17 protein-coding genes are annotated in these 15,132 nt (G+C 51.9%); 15 read left to right on the top strand and 2 right to left on the bottom strand.

The features are described 5' to 3' along the window. The 3 genes from AAF564_01975 to AAF564_01985 all read left to right on the top strand — a co-directional run. On the top strand, window positions 1–590 hold a 590-nt coding region (locus tag AAF564_01975; GenBank protein MEM8484282.1), incomplete at its 5' end, for a hypothetical protein. A gap of 136 nt (window positions 591–726) precedes the next feature. Further along, complete coding sequence (locus AAF564_01980) at window positions 727–1,134, top strand: hypothetical protein (protein MEM8484283.1); 408 nt, start codon at window positions 727–729, stop codon at window positions 1,132–1,134. An 83-nt stretch (window positions 1,135–1,217) separates the two neighbouring features. Next, entirely contained in the window at window positions 1,218–2,042 is an 825-nt protein-coding gene (locus tag AAF564_01985; protein ID MEM8484284.1) for a DUF4037 domain-containing protein, read from the top strand. A 709-nt stretch (window positions 2,043–2,751) separates the two neighbouring features. On the opposite strand, the gene AAF564_01990 is transcribed toward AAF564_01985, so the two are convergent. Then, window positions 2,752–2,961: a cold shock domain-containing protein gene (locus tag AAF564_01990; protein MEM8484285.1), complete on the bottom strand. Its 210-nt coding sequence runs from the start codon at window positions 2,959–2,961 to the stop codon at window positions 2,752–2,754. A 267-nt stretch (window positions 2,962–3,228) separates the two neighbouring features. Between AAF564_01990 and AAF564_01995 the strand changes: the two genes are divergently transcribed. The 12 genes from AAF564_01995 to AAF564_02050 all read left to right on the top strand — a co-directional run bounded on the left by AAF564_01995 (window position 3,229) and on the right by AAF564_02050 (window position 13,948). Next, complete coding sequence (locus tag AAF564_01995; protein ID MEM8484286.1) at window positions 3,229–5,691, top strand: prolyl oligopeptidase family serine peptidase; 2,463 nt, start codon at window positions 3,229–3,231, stop codon at window positions 5,689–5,691. Window positions 5,692–5,831: 140 nt separating this feature from the next. Further along, a complete protein-coding gene (locus AAF564_02000) occupies window positions 5,832–6,350 on the top strand; it encodes a hypothetical protein (protein ID MEM8484287.1) in 519 nt (172 codons plus the stop codon). Between the two features lie 135 nt (window positions 6,351–6,485). Continuing rightward, the gene (locus tag AAF564_02005) at window positions 6,486–6,950 is read left to right on the top strand and encodes a rhodanese-like domain-containing protein (protein ID MEM8484288.1); all 465 of its coding nucleotides are present in this window, start codon (window positions 6,486–6,488) and stop codon (window positions 6,948–6,950) included. 22 nt (window positions 6,951–6,972) lie between these two features. Then, window positions 6,973–8,226 (top strand): alpha-hydroxy acid oxidase, encoded by a 1,254-nt coding sequence (locus AAF564_02010; GenBank protein MEM8484289.1) that lies wholly within the window; start codon window positions 6,973–6,975, stop codon window positions 8,224–8,226. 280 nt (window positions 8,227–8,506) lie between these two features. Further along, window positions 8,507–9,400: a sugar phosphate isomerase/epimerase gene (locus AAF564_02015; GenBank protein ID MEM8484290.1), complete on the top strand. Its 894-nt coding sequence runs from the start codon at window positions 8,507–8,509 to the stop codon at window positions 9,398–9,400. Window positions 9,401–9,757: 357 nt separating this feature from the next. After that, window positions 9,758–10,381, top strand: a complete 624-nt coding sequence (locus AAF564_02020; GenBank protein ID MEM8484291.1) for a hypothetical protein — start codon at window positions 9,758–9,760, stop codon at window positions 10,379–10,381. A gap of 153 nt (window positions 10,382–10,534) precedes the next feature. Next, window positions 10,535–11,098 (top strand): hypothetical protein, encoded by a 564-nt coding sequence (locus tag AAF564_02025; GenBank protein MEM8484292.1) that lies wholly within the window; start codon window positions 10,535–10,537, stop codon window positions 11,096–11,098. 172 nt (window positions 11,099–11,270) lie between these two features. Next, a complete protein-coding gene (locus AAF564_02030) occupies window positions 11,271–11,882 on the top strand; it encodes a hypothetical protein (protein MEM8484293.1) in 612 nt (203 codons plus the stop codon). A gap of 8 nt (window positions 11,883–11,890) precedes the next feature. Continuing rightward, window positions 11,891–12,184, top strand: coding sequence for a DUF1330 domain-containing protein (locus tag AAF564_02035; protein ID MEM8484294.1), 294 nt, complete (start codon window positions 11,891–11,893; stop codon window positions 12,182–12,184). A gap of 208 nt (window positions 12,185–12,392) precedes the next feature. Continuing rightward, a complete protein-coding gene (locus AAF564_02040) occupies window positions 12,393–12,887 on the top strand; it encodes a GNAT family N-acetyltransferase (protein MEM8484295.1) in 495 nt (164 codons plus the stop codon). 63 nt (window positions 12,888–12,950) lie between these two features. Further along, a complete protein-coding gene (locus tag AAF564_02045; GenBank protein MEM8484296.1) occupies window positions 12,951–13,304 on the top strand; it encodes an HIT domain-containing protein in 354 nt (117 codons plus the stop codon). An 11-nt stretch (window positions 13,305–13,315) separates the two neighbouring features. After that, window positions 13,316–13,948 (top strand): class I SAM-dependent methyltransferase, encoded by a 633-nt coding sequence (locus tag AAF564_02050; GenBank protein MEM8484297.1) that lies wholly within the window; start codon window positions 13,316–13,318, stop codon window positions 13,946–13,948. Here AAF564_02050 and hemE read toward each other — a convergent pair. Then, window positions 13,945–15,009, bottom strand: a complete 1,065-nt coding sequence (gene hemE / locus AAF564_02055) for a uroporphyrinogen decarboxylase (protein MEM8484298.1) — start codon at window positions 15,007–15,009, stop codon at window positions 13,945–13,947. The two genes, AAF564_02050 and hemE, sit on opposite strands and share 4 nt — an antisense overlap. Window positions 15,010–15,132 lie beyond the last annotated feature (123 nt).

The raw sequence follows: 15,132 nt of genomic DNA on the forward strand, positions 1-15,132 counted from the left end.
ACAAGTACAGAGGACTGGAAAACCTCGAGTTCGCGTTGGACATTTTTATAAACCAACGTTTGTACGCTGCCAACTTTCAGGCATTAAATGACCCGATGGAAGGGCGCTTCATTTATTCGAGAGGATCATTGTCCCAAGATGAACTCAGAATGATCAGGGGCAGCAAATCAGACTACAATATTTTGTCCCTGAGCGAGTCTTGCCAAAACATGCTGATGTGGTCGTACTACGGCGCCGGCCACAAAGGATTTGTTGTAGGGGTTGAGATCGATGATGAATCCACAGAGACCGAGCCGGTAAACTATGTAGAAGACCTTAAACTGAATGAGCGAGACGACGGCGACATCGCCAAGAACATTCTCTCAAAAAAACTCGCCCTCTGGTCGCACGAGCGCGAACAGCGCGTATTCAAACGATATGATCCCTTTGTAGCTGTCAACGTGAAAGAACTGATCTTTGGCATCAACACAGAGCAAAGGCATGTCGATCTTCTCACCCAGATTGCCGAAAAGTTTTGCCCGGGTATTGTAGTTAGAACGATAAATAAGTCCGAACTCGAACTAGGCCGCGTTGACGAGTATGACATTTAAACTGCTCGTATACCTTTCTCAACCACGAATCAAGTTCATGCATAGCGTTGAGAAGTAGCGTGTAAACACACACGTCTTACCGGTCGTGATCCGGTATCCAGTTTCTGTAAAGGACCATTAAACAGCCATCCATCACATGCTATATGTAGTCCTCATCCCTGCCTGGCTGTGGGCCCTCATGCTGCTGGCCGGCTGGACAACACTGGCTTACCGCGCCTACAACCAACTCAATTTTCGCCACCCGCTAATGCTCAGTTTACTGGCCGTGTTAATGTTGCAGGCAATTGTCGCATCAGCCGGCGCTTTTGCGACGAGTCAGTACGCTATCGGTCAGTTTGCCTGCCTGACGGGTATCTTCGGAATGTGGGGTTCGATGGGCTTTACGCTGATTGAAGCAGGTGTACTGGTGTATCTTTCCAGGCATTGGCCGAGAGATGCTGATCGTAAAAGACGACTTCTTCGCTCCTGGACAGCGCTGTGGTTGGTCTTTAAACTGGTTGCGCTCTTAGCGCACATCCGATCAGCAGCGCTTTGTACGGTTTGATCGCTACGCAGATCATTTTCCCAAGTCCGGCTTGACGTGAGATGAGCGTCAAGAAATCAGCTTAGACAATACCTCAGCCACGCATGAACAGGCACAAAAGAGCACACCAGCTCACCACCGAAATTGCAGCCGCATATAGCCGGCTGTCTGCCGTAGAATCCGTTGTGCTCGCCGGCTCACAGACAACCGTCTACGCTGGCCCCACCTCTGATATCGACCTCTACGTCTATCAACGCACATCCATCGCTATTGACGATCGCCGCGCCATCGCTACAGCGTCATCTTCCAAATCTGAAGTCAACAACCAGTTTTGGGAAACGGGCGATGAGTGGATCGACAAAGCCACTGGCATTCATGTTGACGTCATGTTTCGGATGCCGGCGTGGATTGAAGATCAATTAGACCGCGTGCTCGTACGGCACGAAGCATCTCTGGGGTACTCAACCTGTTTCTGGTATAATGTGCTGACCTCACAAATCCTTTTTGACCGTAACGGATGGTTCGACGCGCTGCAGCAAAGGGCCAACCAGCCCTATCCTGACACGCTGCTAAACAGGATCATCGAGAAGAACTACGCAGTCCTCCGCCGTTCGATGTCTGCTTACCACAGCCAGATTGTAAAAGCAGTGAAGCGTAAAGATTGGGTAAGCGTAAACCACCGCGTCTCGGCACTGCTGGCGAGTTACTTTGATATCATCTTTGCCCTTAACCGGTTGCCCCATCCGGGGGAGAAGCGGTTGGTTGAGATTGCAGTAGCGGAATGTACGTTGCTGCCGGCGGATATGTATGAGCAGGTTAACGTAATGCTCGAAGCCGGCGCTGGGCAGGGCGATGTATTACGGGCACTAGATGGATTATTGAATCCATTGGAAGTGTTGCTAAAAACACGAGGTTTATTGTCTGGATGATCATTGCGCAACCACACGCGAGCAAACAGAAACACACGAAGTTGAGATGCAGAATAGAGACTATAACGAAATTAAAGCTGTTTCAACAAGCGTTCTTTTGCATGGTCAACTAGACGAGGCGTGTATCTAAATCTTTACACATTGTAGGGTATTGGCTTGTTAAAATAGACTATTGGGCCTGATTTGATCTCTGGTACTGTCTTTGTCATGCTATTGATGACACACATCAATAGAACCGTCATGAAGACACTACATCGATCCCACTTTGTTGTGCTGACTCGGCTACTCCTCTACGTGCTAGCAGTTGGTTTTATGTCTGGTTGTGGTTTCCAGATAACATTTTACGACTTCAACGGAGATCCTATAGGCAAACCAAAACCACGAACTTCCAGCATTCACTATGACAATCCCACGCAATCGCGCTATTTAGACCTCGAAGCATATGCGCATGAAGAGGTCCAACCATATATTGTGAAGCAAGAGGTGGTGTGTTTAGGGCCTATTATCGTAAAGGTCCTACCTAAACCCAAAAGGCCCAGCCGATGTGGCAATGATGGAAGGTCAAGAAATCCTTGCATAAGATACGAGTATAGGTAATCTATATTTCTTGCTATGCCCACCCTGGCTTATCAAAAGATTGCAGTCAGCATACAAAAAAAGCGCCTGACCACGAGTGATCAGGCGCTTTTGAAATTTCAAGCCAGCAGCCTTAGTTCAGGCGCTGCACGTTCATGGCGCTCAAGCCTTTTGGCGTGCGCTCAATTTCATACTCAACCTCTTCGCCATCTCTCAAACCGTCATCCCAGCCGAGGCCTTCAACGCTGTTGCGGTGAACAAATACGTCTTTGCTACCATCAGAAGGTTCAATGAAGCCGAAGCCTTTTTCAGCATTGAACCATTTTACTTTACCGTGTCCCATTGTATTGTTACGTTTCTACACTGAGCGCAAATCAACCAGGAGGAATCGTGAAGAGCCAACAGGGTGTTAGACGTGAGGTCAGTGATGTGTTTATAAGTATTGAAGAGCCCGGTGTACGTGCTTCTCTGGTAGAGGTTCGGTAAATCCTAAATGTTTATGTGAATAATGCTGCACAAGCCTGTTTCCAGGCGGCAAAGACGTGATTGAAAAAAGGGGTTGCGTAACCTACCTTGTAAATGCTTCTTCCAATCCAGCCCCAATTCATTTATGTCACGGCAAACGCTTAGACTCGTCCCCTGCTTGTTTTTTTGCCTTTCCCTCGTCTTTCCGGCCCTCGCGCAGCAATACCAGACCCCGCCTCCAGCGCTGCAAAAACTGGTCGACACCCCTGCCACACCGACCGTATCGCTCGGCCCTGATAAATCGGTCCTTCTCCTGATGGAGCAGCCCGGTCTGCCGGCCATTGCGGAACTGGCTGAACCCGAGCTCAAACTTGCCGGCCTCCGCCTCAACCCCCGCAACTTTGGCCCGTCCCGCACCCGCTCCTACAACGGCCTCCGGTTTGTATCTATCAAAGACAACGCAGAAACTGCTGTCACCGGCGTTCCGGAAAACGCGCGAATCCGCAACGTCCAGTGGGCGCCCGACGGCAAACATATTGCCTTTACCCTGGACCAGACCAACAGCATCAATTTGTATGTCGCAAACGTAGCGTCAGGCCAGGCCACCCAATTGTCGGACCGCGCTGTACATGATGTTTACTACGGCGCGCCTTTCCAGTGGATGCCGGACAGCAAAAGCCTCGTCATCCGAGCGGTACCCGTGGATTATGGCGCTGCCCCTGCTGCCCCCCTCGCCCCCGCCGGCCCTGTGATCCAGGAAAACCTAGGCGAAAAGGCTGCAGCACGCACCTACCAGGATCTCCTCAAAAATGCGCACGATGAAGCCCTGTTTGCCTACTATCTGACCAACCAACTGGTACACATCGCGCTAAATGGCACCTCGCGAAACCTCGGCAGTCCGCAAATCAACACCATTTTCTCCCCTGCCCCATCGGGTACCTACCTGCTTGCCCAGCACTTGCACAAACCGTTTTCCTACCTCGTGCCGGCAAGCCGATTCCCGCAAAAAACAGAAGTAATGGACCTGGAAGGCAACATTGTAAAAGAAGTGGCCGCGCTTCCGCTGGCAGAAAACATCCCAACTGCCTTTGGCTCCACACGCCAGGGCCCACGCTCGATCAACTGGCGTGCGGATAAGCCGGCCACCCTCTACTGGGTAGAAGCACAAGATGATGGTGACGCGCTCAAGGATGCTGAAATTCGCGACGCCCTCTTTACGCTTGAGGCCCCATTTGAAGCCGCGCCTATACAACTTGCCGCAATGCCACTCCGCTATGCCGGCATCACATGGGGCAGTGACAACCTCGCCATCCTGAACGAATCATGGTGGCTGACGCGGCAAACGCGGATGTACAAAATCAATCCATCATCACCCGGCGAATCGCCAGAGGTGCTTTTTGATCTGTCTACAGAAGACCGCTACAACAATCCTGGCCGGCCGCTTACCCAGACTACCCCGCAAGGTACCCAGGTGTTGATGATGCGTAACCACGGCAACACCCTGCTGATGCGCGGAACCGGAGCCTCGCCGGAAGGCAACCGGCCGTTTGTACGTAGCCTGGATTTGAAAACGAAGAAAACCGAAACGCTCTTTCGGTCTGAAGCGCCGTTTTACGAGTACCCGATTAGCGTGTTAGATAAACAGGGTACCCAATTGCTAACGCGCAGAGAGTCGCCAGACACGCCTCCGAACTATTTTGTGCGCAACCTTAAAAAAGATGACCTTGCAGCTGTCACACACTTCCCACACCCCTACCCGAATCTGGCTGCAGTCAACAAACAGGAACTGACGTACAGCCGCGCAGATGGTGTACAGCTCACCTCTACCCTCTACACGCCCCCGGGCTATGACCCAGAACGCGACGGCCCCCTGCCCACCCTGTTGTGGGCGTATCCGCGAGAATACAAAAGCGCAGCCAATGCCGGCCAGAAATCGGGTTCGCCATACCGGTTTAAATCGATTAGCTACTGGGGTGCCATACCGTACGTGACACAGGGTTACGCGGTAATGGACCAGACGTCGATGCCCGTCATCGGTGAGGGAGATGCAGAACCAAATGATACGTTTGTCCCGCAACTGGTTGCCAATGCAGAAGCCGCCATCTCAGCAGGTGCTGCAACCGGTGCCGTGGATCCTGAACGCGTAGCAATCGGTGGGCACTCGTATGGCGCATTTATGACCGCCAACCTGCTGGCCCATTCCGACCTCTTCCGCGCCGGCATTGCACGCAGCGGTGCTTACAACCGCACCCTTACGCCATTTGGGTTTCAAGCTGAGCAACGAACGTTCTGGGAAGCGCCGGAAATCTACTTCGGCATGTCACCGTTTATGCACGCAGACAAGGTAAACGAGCCCATTCTACTGATTCATGGGGAAGCAGACAACAACTCGGGTACCTTCCCGATCCAGAGTGTGCGGTACTACAATGCGCTTAAAGGCCACGGTAAAGTAGCGCGGCTTGTGATGCTGCCACATGAGAGCCATGGCTACCGCGCCCGCGAGTCGCTGCTGCACATGCTATGGGAAACCAACACCTGGTTGGAAACCCATGTACGCCCGTCTACCCCTGCAAAATCAACGCAGATTAAAGAGCCTGTTGGCCGGTAACCTGGATGCTCGTCCCTTTTCATCATTGTACCTTGTCTCCTTGCCCGGATGCAAAAAAACGCTCCGGGCAAGGGAATAAAGGGCATGCCTGATTTGTCTTATCAGTGTTTTTTTCACTGCCCCATAGCTCCCGTCCAATCATGCGTCTCCTTTGCCTACTTTCTTTGCTGCTTCTTCAGGCTTGTGAAATCTTCGGATCCTCAGATGATCCTGCTGCAAATACACAACAATTTGCCATCGAAACCCAAGAGACAGCATATCAAGCAGTAGCTGCCGAAAATGATGACCGCTTCTTTAGTTTTGAGATAACGGCAACGTTTACCAACCTTACCAACGTACCTACATACTTTGTAGGCTGTCGCCCGCCCCAGCAACCTTTGCTGGACATCAAAGCAGGCAACGAATGGGAGGCCGTTTACCAGCCTATCCAACTGTTATGCCTCAGTGAACCGTTGCGGCTCATGCCCGGTGACACGTTGTCTCTACCTCATGTTTATGGTGCTTGTTATCCCAACAACAACTGCGGACCCACATTCGACGGACCTGTTACGGGCACATACAGGTTGCGGCAATTCGACGTTTACTACGATCCCGAAGGGACCAAACCAGTCGACGTAGAATCGCTCATCTCCAACACCTTTACGCTTACCCTCCCTTAGCACAGTGTTTAAATCGATACCGCAGACATAAAGCCCATAGCCGGGCAGTTAACATGGTCTGGTGTGCTCCAAAGGTCATTAGAATTGCTTAACTTCAACGCATTCATATACCCTGCCACCTTAACCATGACAAAAATGAAAGGACTGCAACGCCTCGCATTGATGCGCAGCGTATTGCCATGCATCGCGTACGTACTAATCGTTGGCTGTACCGAGCCATCATCTCAAGAAGAAGCCGTAGCTGATATATCAAGCGTTGAGACTTCTGTTGTCGACATATCTATCAAGGAGGTAGCTAAACGTCTGGAAAATGTAAAGGTGCTCGATGTGCGTACAGCTGAAGAATTTGCGGCCGGCCACGTTGCCGGCGCCATAAATATCGACGTAAAACGCGACGATTTTCGCGACCTTGTTGACGAACTCGACAGAGACCAAACGTACCTTGTGCATTGCACTGCCAACGTCGAAGCCGGGCGTAGTGACCGTGCGCTAAAAACTATGCAAAATCTTGGCTTCACAAACCTTGAAAACATGGTTGGCGGCTACACTGCATGGGTTAATCAGGGAGGCTCTGTCGTTGTACCTGAAGCAGGAAGCTGATAGCGAGAAGAAGAGTTAGCAGATGCGACGCAAAAAAAAGCTGGCTGATGCCCTGACAACGGAAGACCTCTGGAACTTGATGCGCCGGCGGGTGCCGCCCGTTGTATCAGAGTATTTTCGTGGCGGAGCAGACGCAGAAACATCGCTGCGCGGTAACGTACGTGCTTTCCAACAGTCGGTCACAACAGCATACGGCGCCCTGAGTTTTCCATCGCTTGATCTTAGCACAGATACAGTGGGCCACAATCTGGCCGTACCCTGGTTCATTTGCCCCGTTGGCAGCCTTCGTGCGCTCTACCCTATGGCAGATGCTGTAGCCTCGCGTGTAGCCGGATCGTTCGGCACCGTAATGGCACAGTCCACACTTTCTGGTACCCCGTTGGAGGATGTAGCAGCAGCATCAACAGGCAACTGCTGGTTTCAACTCTACCTCTGTGGCGGTCGGGAAACGGCGTTGCGCGGCATTGAACGGGCTAAAAACGCCGGCTTTTCAGCCCTTATCCTAACCATCGACACCGGCGTTTCCGGTATGCGCGCGATGCATGCCCGTATGAAACCCATGGAAGCTACAGCGCCATTCAAAGGGCGTTCCCTCGGGGGCCGGCTCTCGCTGGCCTGGAAAAAACTCAAACTGACTCCCCAAATGATCACCCGGCTGCCCTGGCTCTTCGATCATTTTCGCGATGGCGGACTGATGCAATTTGTCAACATCATCGATGAAAACGGCAACCCGATGCCGTATGCCGATATCGGAACGCAGCTTGCAGCATCAGCGGTCACCTGGGATGACTTGAAATGGATCAAAGAAGCCTGGGGAGATGACAGGCCACTGATCATCAAAGGCGTCCACTGCGCCTACGATGCGCGCAGGGCAGAAGAAATGGGCGCTACGGGTGTCATCTGGTCGAATCACGGCGGCCGGCAACAAGACCGTGTCCCCCCCACCTTGCACATCGTCGCACAGGAGATGCCGCTGGTTGGCGAAACGCAACTCGACTTTATGATGGACGGCGGCATCCGCAACGGCACCGACATCTTGATTGCACTCACGTATGGCTTAAAGGCCGTCGGTATTGGTCGCGTAACGGCAGCCGGCATCGGCGCTGGTGGCGAAGCCGGCCTTACCCGCGCATTCGAAATACTTAAATCCGATCTCGACCGAGCCATGCGGTTGGTTGGCGTCCAAAGCATCGCCGAAATTCACGAACGCGGCGCCTCGCTACGCCGAGATAATCGGCTTTGGGGCGACGGGCATCTGCCAGCGTTTGTTTTTTAGTGTCGATTTTCGATTGCCGAATGTCGATTGATTGAGGCATAGTGCCATCCGGACAGAAATCCTTCCAGTGCCTCAGAAAAATATGGATGAGACAGATCAGCAATCCCGTACTCAGCAATCAGCCAACCAAACAGCCTTTACATGACTCAAGATGCCGTTTATGAAGGATGCTGCAAATCCTGCCTCCATTCGGCAATCGACATCCGAAATCTCTTTTGTGGATTAAAAGACTCAGGTTGCATATTTTGCTGTACTATTCCTCTAACCAACATACAGCATTATGAAGTCCCTTTACCTGCCCTTATTCCTTGTATTCACCCTTGCTGCCTGTACCGCTGAGACGGAATCCACAAATGCGGAAGCTGAGGCCGAAGTGGTACAAGGGGACTTCACGGTCCCGATGGGCGTCCAGTTGTGGAGCTTCCGCAAAATGGCTGAAGAAGAAGGCGCCGTTGCTATGCTCGACATGGTCAAAAACGTAGGGTTTACGCACGTTGAAACCGCCGGGCTTTATGGTATGACGGCTGCTGAACTCTCCACCACCCTCGACGCCGCCGGCCTCGAAGCTACCTCTATGCATGCGAACTACGACGCATTCAAAAATAACATCGACCAGGTTATTGCCGACGCCAAAGCCGTTGGCGCTGAATACGCAGGTATCGCCTGGTACCCACACGAAGAAGGCAACTTCGACGAAGCCACGGCACGGCAAGCGATCGCCGACTTCAACGAATTTGGACAGGCCATGAAAGATGCCGGCCTCAAATTCTTCTACCACAACCACGGGTATGAACCCTCCCCTTATGGCGACGGCACACTGCTCGACCTCATCATCGACGAAACCGATCCTGAGCTCGTTTACTTCGAAATGGACGTACTCTGGACCTGGTTGCCCAACGTTGATCCTGTTGCACTCATTGATCGCCACCCCGGGCGCTTCAAGCTCATGCACATCAAGGATATGAAGCCTGGTATCGAGCGCGGAACCCTTGCAGGTCGCATTCCTGATGAAGACAAAGCCGTAATTGGCGAGGGACAAATAGACTGGCCGGCTGTCTTGAAAACTGCCACTGAAGACGGGTTTGAGCACTTCTACTTAGAAGACGAAACCACCGAACCGGTTGACAACGCCCCAGTCAGCTATGCCTACTTAAAAGCGCTGAAGTACGAGTGATTTTGCGTGCCGAGTATCGATTGCCGAGTAAATGGCACCCTGTACCCCAATCGTCATCCTGAGCCCTGCAAAGGATCTTGGAATGGCTAACGATTGAGGCGAATGCAAGGAACACCCTGCTTCATAACCGCCATCTTGGCCCTTGCGAAGGATTTCTAAAGAACCGGCACCATAATATCCTAACAAGCCGCTGCATCACATCCGATGCAGCGGCTTGTTTGTTTTCACCCCTGTCGCCGTAGCTTTGAATTGATGCTACGACCAATATCAGAACGCAACGTCTATTAGCCCTATCTCCCCCCATTACTTGCTTCAGAATCCAGTACAACATTTCCAGTTCGCAAAACACATTTGGTCGTGCAAAAGAGAAAAAAACATAGTTGGTTGGGCTGGATTTATCTGTGCTTTGTAGTTTTTTGCTGTACAATTGCACTGCTTGAGCGGGTTTATCTACAAACACTAGACCTTGCGCCCAAGGTTGCATTGCCTTTGCAACTCATATTCGGTTTTAATGCCATATCGTATGTTTTCCTCATTTTCATAGGGGCACTCTGGTTTAACGATTCACTCCAGCGTTTAGGCATTTCGTACAATCAGATGGTTTCCTCACTCGTAATTGGTACCGTGACGTTCCTACTGGTACAACTGCATATACCAGAGCGACTGATGTTACTACCCTCCAAGAGTAATTTTTACAGCGTACTGAATCTACTGCCGGCATCACATGAATATCCGACAACATTAAATCGGCGTATTGGTTGGTTCAAAGTTGAAAGTTATGCCACAGACCCACGGGGCAGCACTTACTTTATGATCTACCAAACAAACGATTTTATAGACACTATCTCGCACGGACTGTGCTATGATCCGACTGGCGACTGCGCTTTTCCAAGTGACTTTATTGAATATGGCATTGCCCACTACAAGGCAATGAGCCTAGGCGATGGGTGGTACTGGTTTAGCACATCAAATGACTGGTAAAACATGCATCTTATCCCAAATGAGAACCCGACAATAGCTCATTCTGTATTGCAGAGGGCAACTCATTTCCAAAGCCACCTGTCTAATATGCCGATCTTATCGTCCAGGCACTTTTGGAAAGCCATACTTACGATCCTTTTATGCTGGTGCCTCATGCCCTCAGTACAAACCCGTGCCCAGCAGCGAACCCATGCGGTTTCTTCCTATACGATTGCGCCATTGTCGTCCTTAAAGCCTAACCCACGTAATCCCAAACTCGCGCTTGGCATTTCCCTCTTCAACTCAGTGACGCCATTCCTGGTGAACAACCTTATATTGCGCGACCGCCGAAAACACGAGTCGACGCGCTTACTACTTTCCGCTTATGGCTTATTGCTGGGGCCGAGTACGGGATACATATACGGCCGGCACTATGGGCGCGCCGTTGGCGGATTTATGGTCCGCACCCTGGGCATAGGCGTCTCGTTTCTTGCCATCGGGATTGTCGTCAATGACACATTTTTCAGGGGCGGTGAGGGCAACAACGTGCTCCCCGCAATCCTGTTTTATGGCGGCCTGGGCTTTTCGGTTTACAGCGGGATTTCAGATTTTTTCAGGATCCAGCGTGTCATCGCTGCGAGAAACGAACTATTGGCAAGCAAACATCGGGTTAGCATGGCACCCGTCTACGCCGGCAAACAGTACGGCTATGGGTTTGCATTGCGGGTTCAGTATTAACCATTTAGCAACTCTCTCGGCTATCTCTTCTTCGATCTGTTGCGGAATGCAAGGGATCTCTACGCGCCCTCGATGTCATATTTTGGGTCACCCTTTCACCAAAACAGGACCATAACACAGAACTGCACGTAAATTTTATAACGCATCCCCATGAACCACAACGGTTTTGGCTATGAAATCGCGTATTTCGGATCACTTCTGCGCTGCATCTATCTATTTCGTTTTGTTTTCCACCTTGCTGCTACCTACAGCGCAGGTAAGTGCCCAATCAACGGATGCCCCAGCTTCACCTGTCCAGCTTGATATCGACAATCCTCGCAGTCCGGATTGGGCAGTTTTTCATTCTGCTACGCATACCCTTCTGCCACTTGTTATCGGTTATACGGCTTTCAGCGAAAACAGCCAGGAGAACACCCGACTGGCAATTTATGCGTATAGCCTGATTATTGGCCCAAGTACGGGTTATTTCTATGGCCGGGACACGGGGCGTGCATTTGCCGGCATCATGGCGCGCACAATTGGTTTTGGGACGATTGCTGTCGGAAGCGCCGTGTTTATTGACAATTTATACGAAGGAAATAGAGCAAAAGGACTCCTAGCAATCGGCTTATGGCTGGGCGGCGGCGGTCTGGCACTCTATAGTATCATTTCTGATATGAACGGACTCAAACGTGTTGTCCGTGAGCGCAACGCATTCTACGCCAACCGCGGCAACCTTAGTATGACACCGATATACGCCGGCAAAAAAGGCGGATACGGCGTGGCTTTGCGGCTCACCCTTTAGCGGCATACATGCTTCACGTACTCGTTCGACTGACAGTTAAAGACTTCGCCGCCCTTGCACAATTTGAGCAACGGGCCGCGCAGCTTATGACCAACTACGGTGGACAAATCGTTGCCGCATTTGAAACGGCCCATAATGATGATGGCACGGGTGAGGAAGTACACCTCCTTACCTTTCCCGATGAAGCTGCATTTAATGCTTATCGGCAGGAGCCGGCGCTTGGTACGCTTGCTGCCTTGCGTGAGCAGGCCATCGCGCATACTGAGGTTAGCGTGTCGGTTGGTGTGAAACAGTATGGGTAGCGGGTGTGCTGGCCGTCAGGGAGATAGGGGTTGAGCAGTGCGTTCCTGGTGCTTGCCTTGCTGTAGTGTCATACACAGATCCTTCGGGATCAGGATGACAAACGTGAAGCAGCGCGCCATTCCCCAATCAACATCCCCCAATCAGCGATCTCCCGCCTTATCCTGCGAACGCTGGCCGCGATACTTGCTGTAAAAAGACAAGTCTCCTATGAAGCGTATTTCCTCTTGTACACTCCTGCTCATTGTCCTGCTAACTGTGGGATGTGCGGCGACCTTTGTGCCGCGCAGCTACGACGTACCCGAACAGCACCAATTACCGGCTTTTGCGTTCACCCGGCTCACACAGGCACACGCTGCCATGGACTATGAGGCTGTTATGGAGAGCCGGCACGAATTACGTTTGCTCTTTGGCGGGGACTGGCCAGCGGATTCGTTTTCGTTGGAAGAGAATATGGCTGATCTTGCACTACACGAATCGCTCTTCAGCGAACGGACGTCATTCACCTACACCATTGTCAACAGCAACGGCAGCCGGGTACTCGGCTGCATGTACATCAACCCTACTGATAGCGCTGGGTATGAAGCGCAGGTTCATCTTTGGGTGCGTACAAGCGAAGCACATCAGGCTGCAGCGATTCGAAACAGCGCGGTAGCCTGGCTGGATGACAATTGGCCTTTTGACCGCGTTTTGTACCATTGGTAATCCGATCACTTCGTAGTATGTTTACTCCCGAGCAACGCAAAACGGACCATTGAGCCTGCCGGCATGCCAGACTTCTACTGCGACCAGGTACTTAGCGGCAAATTACAGGTGGACGTAATTTTTGAGTCAGACCTCGTGCTGGCTTTCCACCACACCCGGCCCTTCTTCGAGCACCATGTCGTAATCATCCCCAAGGCACACATTAATTCACTAAGCGAGCCAGATGCTGTCGATGCAACGCTGGCGTATGCCTTTCTATCTGCCATACAACACGTAACAGCACAGCTTGAAGCAACAACTGGGGGCTGCCGGGTCAGCAGCAATGTGGGCGATTATCAATCCACAAAACACCTGCACTGGTACGTCCACGCCGGCAAACGCTTGCGGCACGAAGATGGTACAGTCATCGACCACTAAACGGCAACCCCATGCAAGCCTACTACGAGAAACGGCAACCTGAATACGAAGCCATCTACCAAAAACCTGAGCGGCAGGAGGATTTGTTGTGGCTCTGCGATGCGCTTTCCCCCCACGTCAGAAGGCGGCGCGTTCTTGAACTCGCCTGTGGAACGGGCTATTGGACCCGGCGGATGAAGCATGACGCCACCAGCATTCACGCGACGGATATTTCAGCCCAACTCGCTGAAGCCGCTGTGATGAGTTGCGACCATGCAAGCGTTACCGGCGACACACTCGATGCGTTTAATCTACCCGACAACCTTGATTTTGATTGTGTTGTAGCCGGCTTTCTGTATTCACATATCCTCATTGAGCAACGTGCTTCTTTTCTTAAAGGGCTAACCGCCTCTCTACCCATCGATACAACCCTGCTTCTGTACGACAACAAGTACGTGCCGGGCAGCAGTACACCGATTTCCCGAACAACGCCAACCGGCGATACCTATCAGCGCCGCAAGTTGAAAGATGGCAGCCAGCATGAAGTCCTCAAAAACTTCCCAACAAAAAAAGAGCTGCAGACAACGCTGCAGCCCTTTTGTAATGATGTTGTTGTGCTGGAAAGCACGTATTTCTGGTTTGCAACCGGCAAGCTACGCGGCTAACCCACCACCTCTGCCCCAGAGAACTCATGGACGGCATCGATAAACGCGCCGGCGTGTTCTGGATCGTGGCTCGGCAACATGCCATGGCCAAGGTTAGCAATGTGCGGACCGTCTCCAAACGCTTCGATCATTTTCCTGACCTCATCCCGAATACGGTCTTTCGGCGCAAACAGCAGGCAAGGATCCAGATTACCCTGCAGCGTTTTGTTGCCTACGCGACGGCGTGCTTCGCGCGGATCCATGGTCCAGTCCAGCCCGATTACATCGTAAGATGTAGCGGCGAGGTCTTCCAGCGCATAGTAAGCGCCTTTAGCAAACACCGTTTTGGGTACGTCAGGACGCGCAGCCTGCAAGCCGTCTGCTATTTGCTTCAAATATGGCAACGCAAATTCGTCAAAGTCTTCTGGTGAAAGCAGGCCGGCCCAAGAGTCGAATACCTGGATCAACTGGGCGCCGGCATCCACCTGTGCAATCACATACTCAATCAGCAAATCGGTAATAGACTGCAGCAGCTTGTGGCTCGCTTCGGGATAGCGGAATAGCCACGTTTTAGACTCTGCAAACGACTTGCTTCCGCCTCCTTCAATCATGTACGCCATCAGGGTCCATGGTGCACCACAGAATCCGATGAGCGGAACGCGGCCGTTGAGGGTTTTACGTGTCAGCGTGAGTGCATCAAACACATAACCCAGCGCTTCCTGCACGTCTGGCGTCTCAAGACGCTCGAGGTCGTCCGGTGTACGCAGCGGTGCAGGGAAAACAGGGCCACGGCCCTTGATCATCAGGCATTCCATCCCCATTGCCTGGGGAATAACCAGGATGTCGGAAAAGATAATTGCTGCATCAAGCGGAAAACGCTCGATGGGCTGGAGGGTGATTTCGGTAGCCAGTTCAGGCGTACGAACGACAGTAAAGAATTCTTCCATGGCGCGTTTTGCGCGGTATTCAGGCAAGTACCGGCCGGCCTGCCGCATAATCCATACGGGCGTATAGTCGGTAGCCTGTCCGCGTGCTGCGCGCAACAGGGTGTCATTCTGAAGTTCGGGGAAATTATGAGGCATCGTTACGTTACTTATTACTAATGCGTTAAGCATGTTTATAGAAAGAAGGGATCAACTTGTTTTACCTTGAGCGGTATAACAGCGCTGATTTACCAGTCCATCACACACATTTTAAACCCTGCA

The organism is Bacteroidota bacterium (assembly GCA_039111535.1).
Taxonomy (GTDB): domain Bacteria; phylum Bacteroidota; class Rhodothermia; order Rhodothermales; family JAHQVL01; genus JBCCIM01.

Coding starts and splice junctions, on each gene's coding strand:
- AAF564_01995 (MEM8484286.1), top strand. CDS start 3,229: ATGTCACGGCAAACGCTTAGACTCGTCCCCTGCTTGTTTTTTTGCCTT.
- AAF564_02010 (MEM8484289.1), top strand. CDS start 6,973: ATGCGACGCAAAAAAAAGCTGGCTGATGCCCTGACAACGGAAGACCTC.
- AAF564_02000 (MEM8484287.1), top strand. CDS start 5,832: ATGCGTCTCCTTTGCCTACTTTCTTTGCTGCTTCTTCAGGCTTGTGAA.
- AAF564_01985 (MEM8484284.1), top strand. CDS start 1,218: ATGAACAGGCACAAAAGAGCACACCAGCTCACCACCGAAATTGCAGCC.
- AAF564_01990 (MEM8484285.1), bottom strand. CDS start 2,961: ATGGGACACGGTAAAGTAAAATGGTTCAATGCTGAAAAAGGCTTCGGC.
- AAF564_02040 (MEM8484295.1), top strand. CDS start 12,393: ATGAAGCGTATTTCCTCTTGTACACTCCTGCTCATTGTCCTGCTAACT.
- AAF564_02035 (MEM8484294.1), top strand. CDS start 11,891: ATGCTTCACGTACTCGTTCGACTGACAGTTAAAGACTTCGCCGCCCTT.
- AAF564_02050 (MEM8484297.1), top strand. CDS start 13,316: ATGCAAGCCTACTACGAGAAACGGCAACCTGAATACGAAGCCATCTAC.
- AAF564_01980 (MEM8484283.1), top strand. CDS start 727: ATGCTATATGTAGTCCTCATCCCTGCCTGGCTGTGGGCCCTCATGCTG.
- AAF564_02005 (MEM8484288.1), top strand. CDS start 6,486: ATGAAAGGACTGCAACGCCTCGCATTGATGCGCAGCGTATTGCCATGC.
- AAF564_02025 (MEM8484292.1), top strand. CDS start 10,535: ATGCCCTCAGTACAAACCCGTGCCCAGCAGCGAACCCATGCGGTTTCT.
- AAF564_02015 (MEM8484290.1), top strand. CDS start 8,507: ATGAAGTCCCTTTACCTGCCCTTATTCCTTGTATTCACCCTTGCTGCC.
- hemE (MEM8484298.1), bottom strand. CDS start 15,009: ATGCCTCATAATTTCCCCGAACTTCAGAATGACACCCTGTTGCGCGCA.
- AAF564_02030 (MEM8484293.1), top strand. CDS start 11,271: ATGAAATCGCGTATTTCGGATCACTTCTGCGCTGCATCTATCTATTTC.
- AAF564_02045 (MEM8484296.1), top strand. CDS start 12,951: ATGCCAGACTTCTACTGCGACCAGGTACTTAGCGGCAAATTACAGGTG.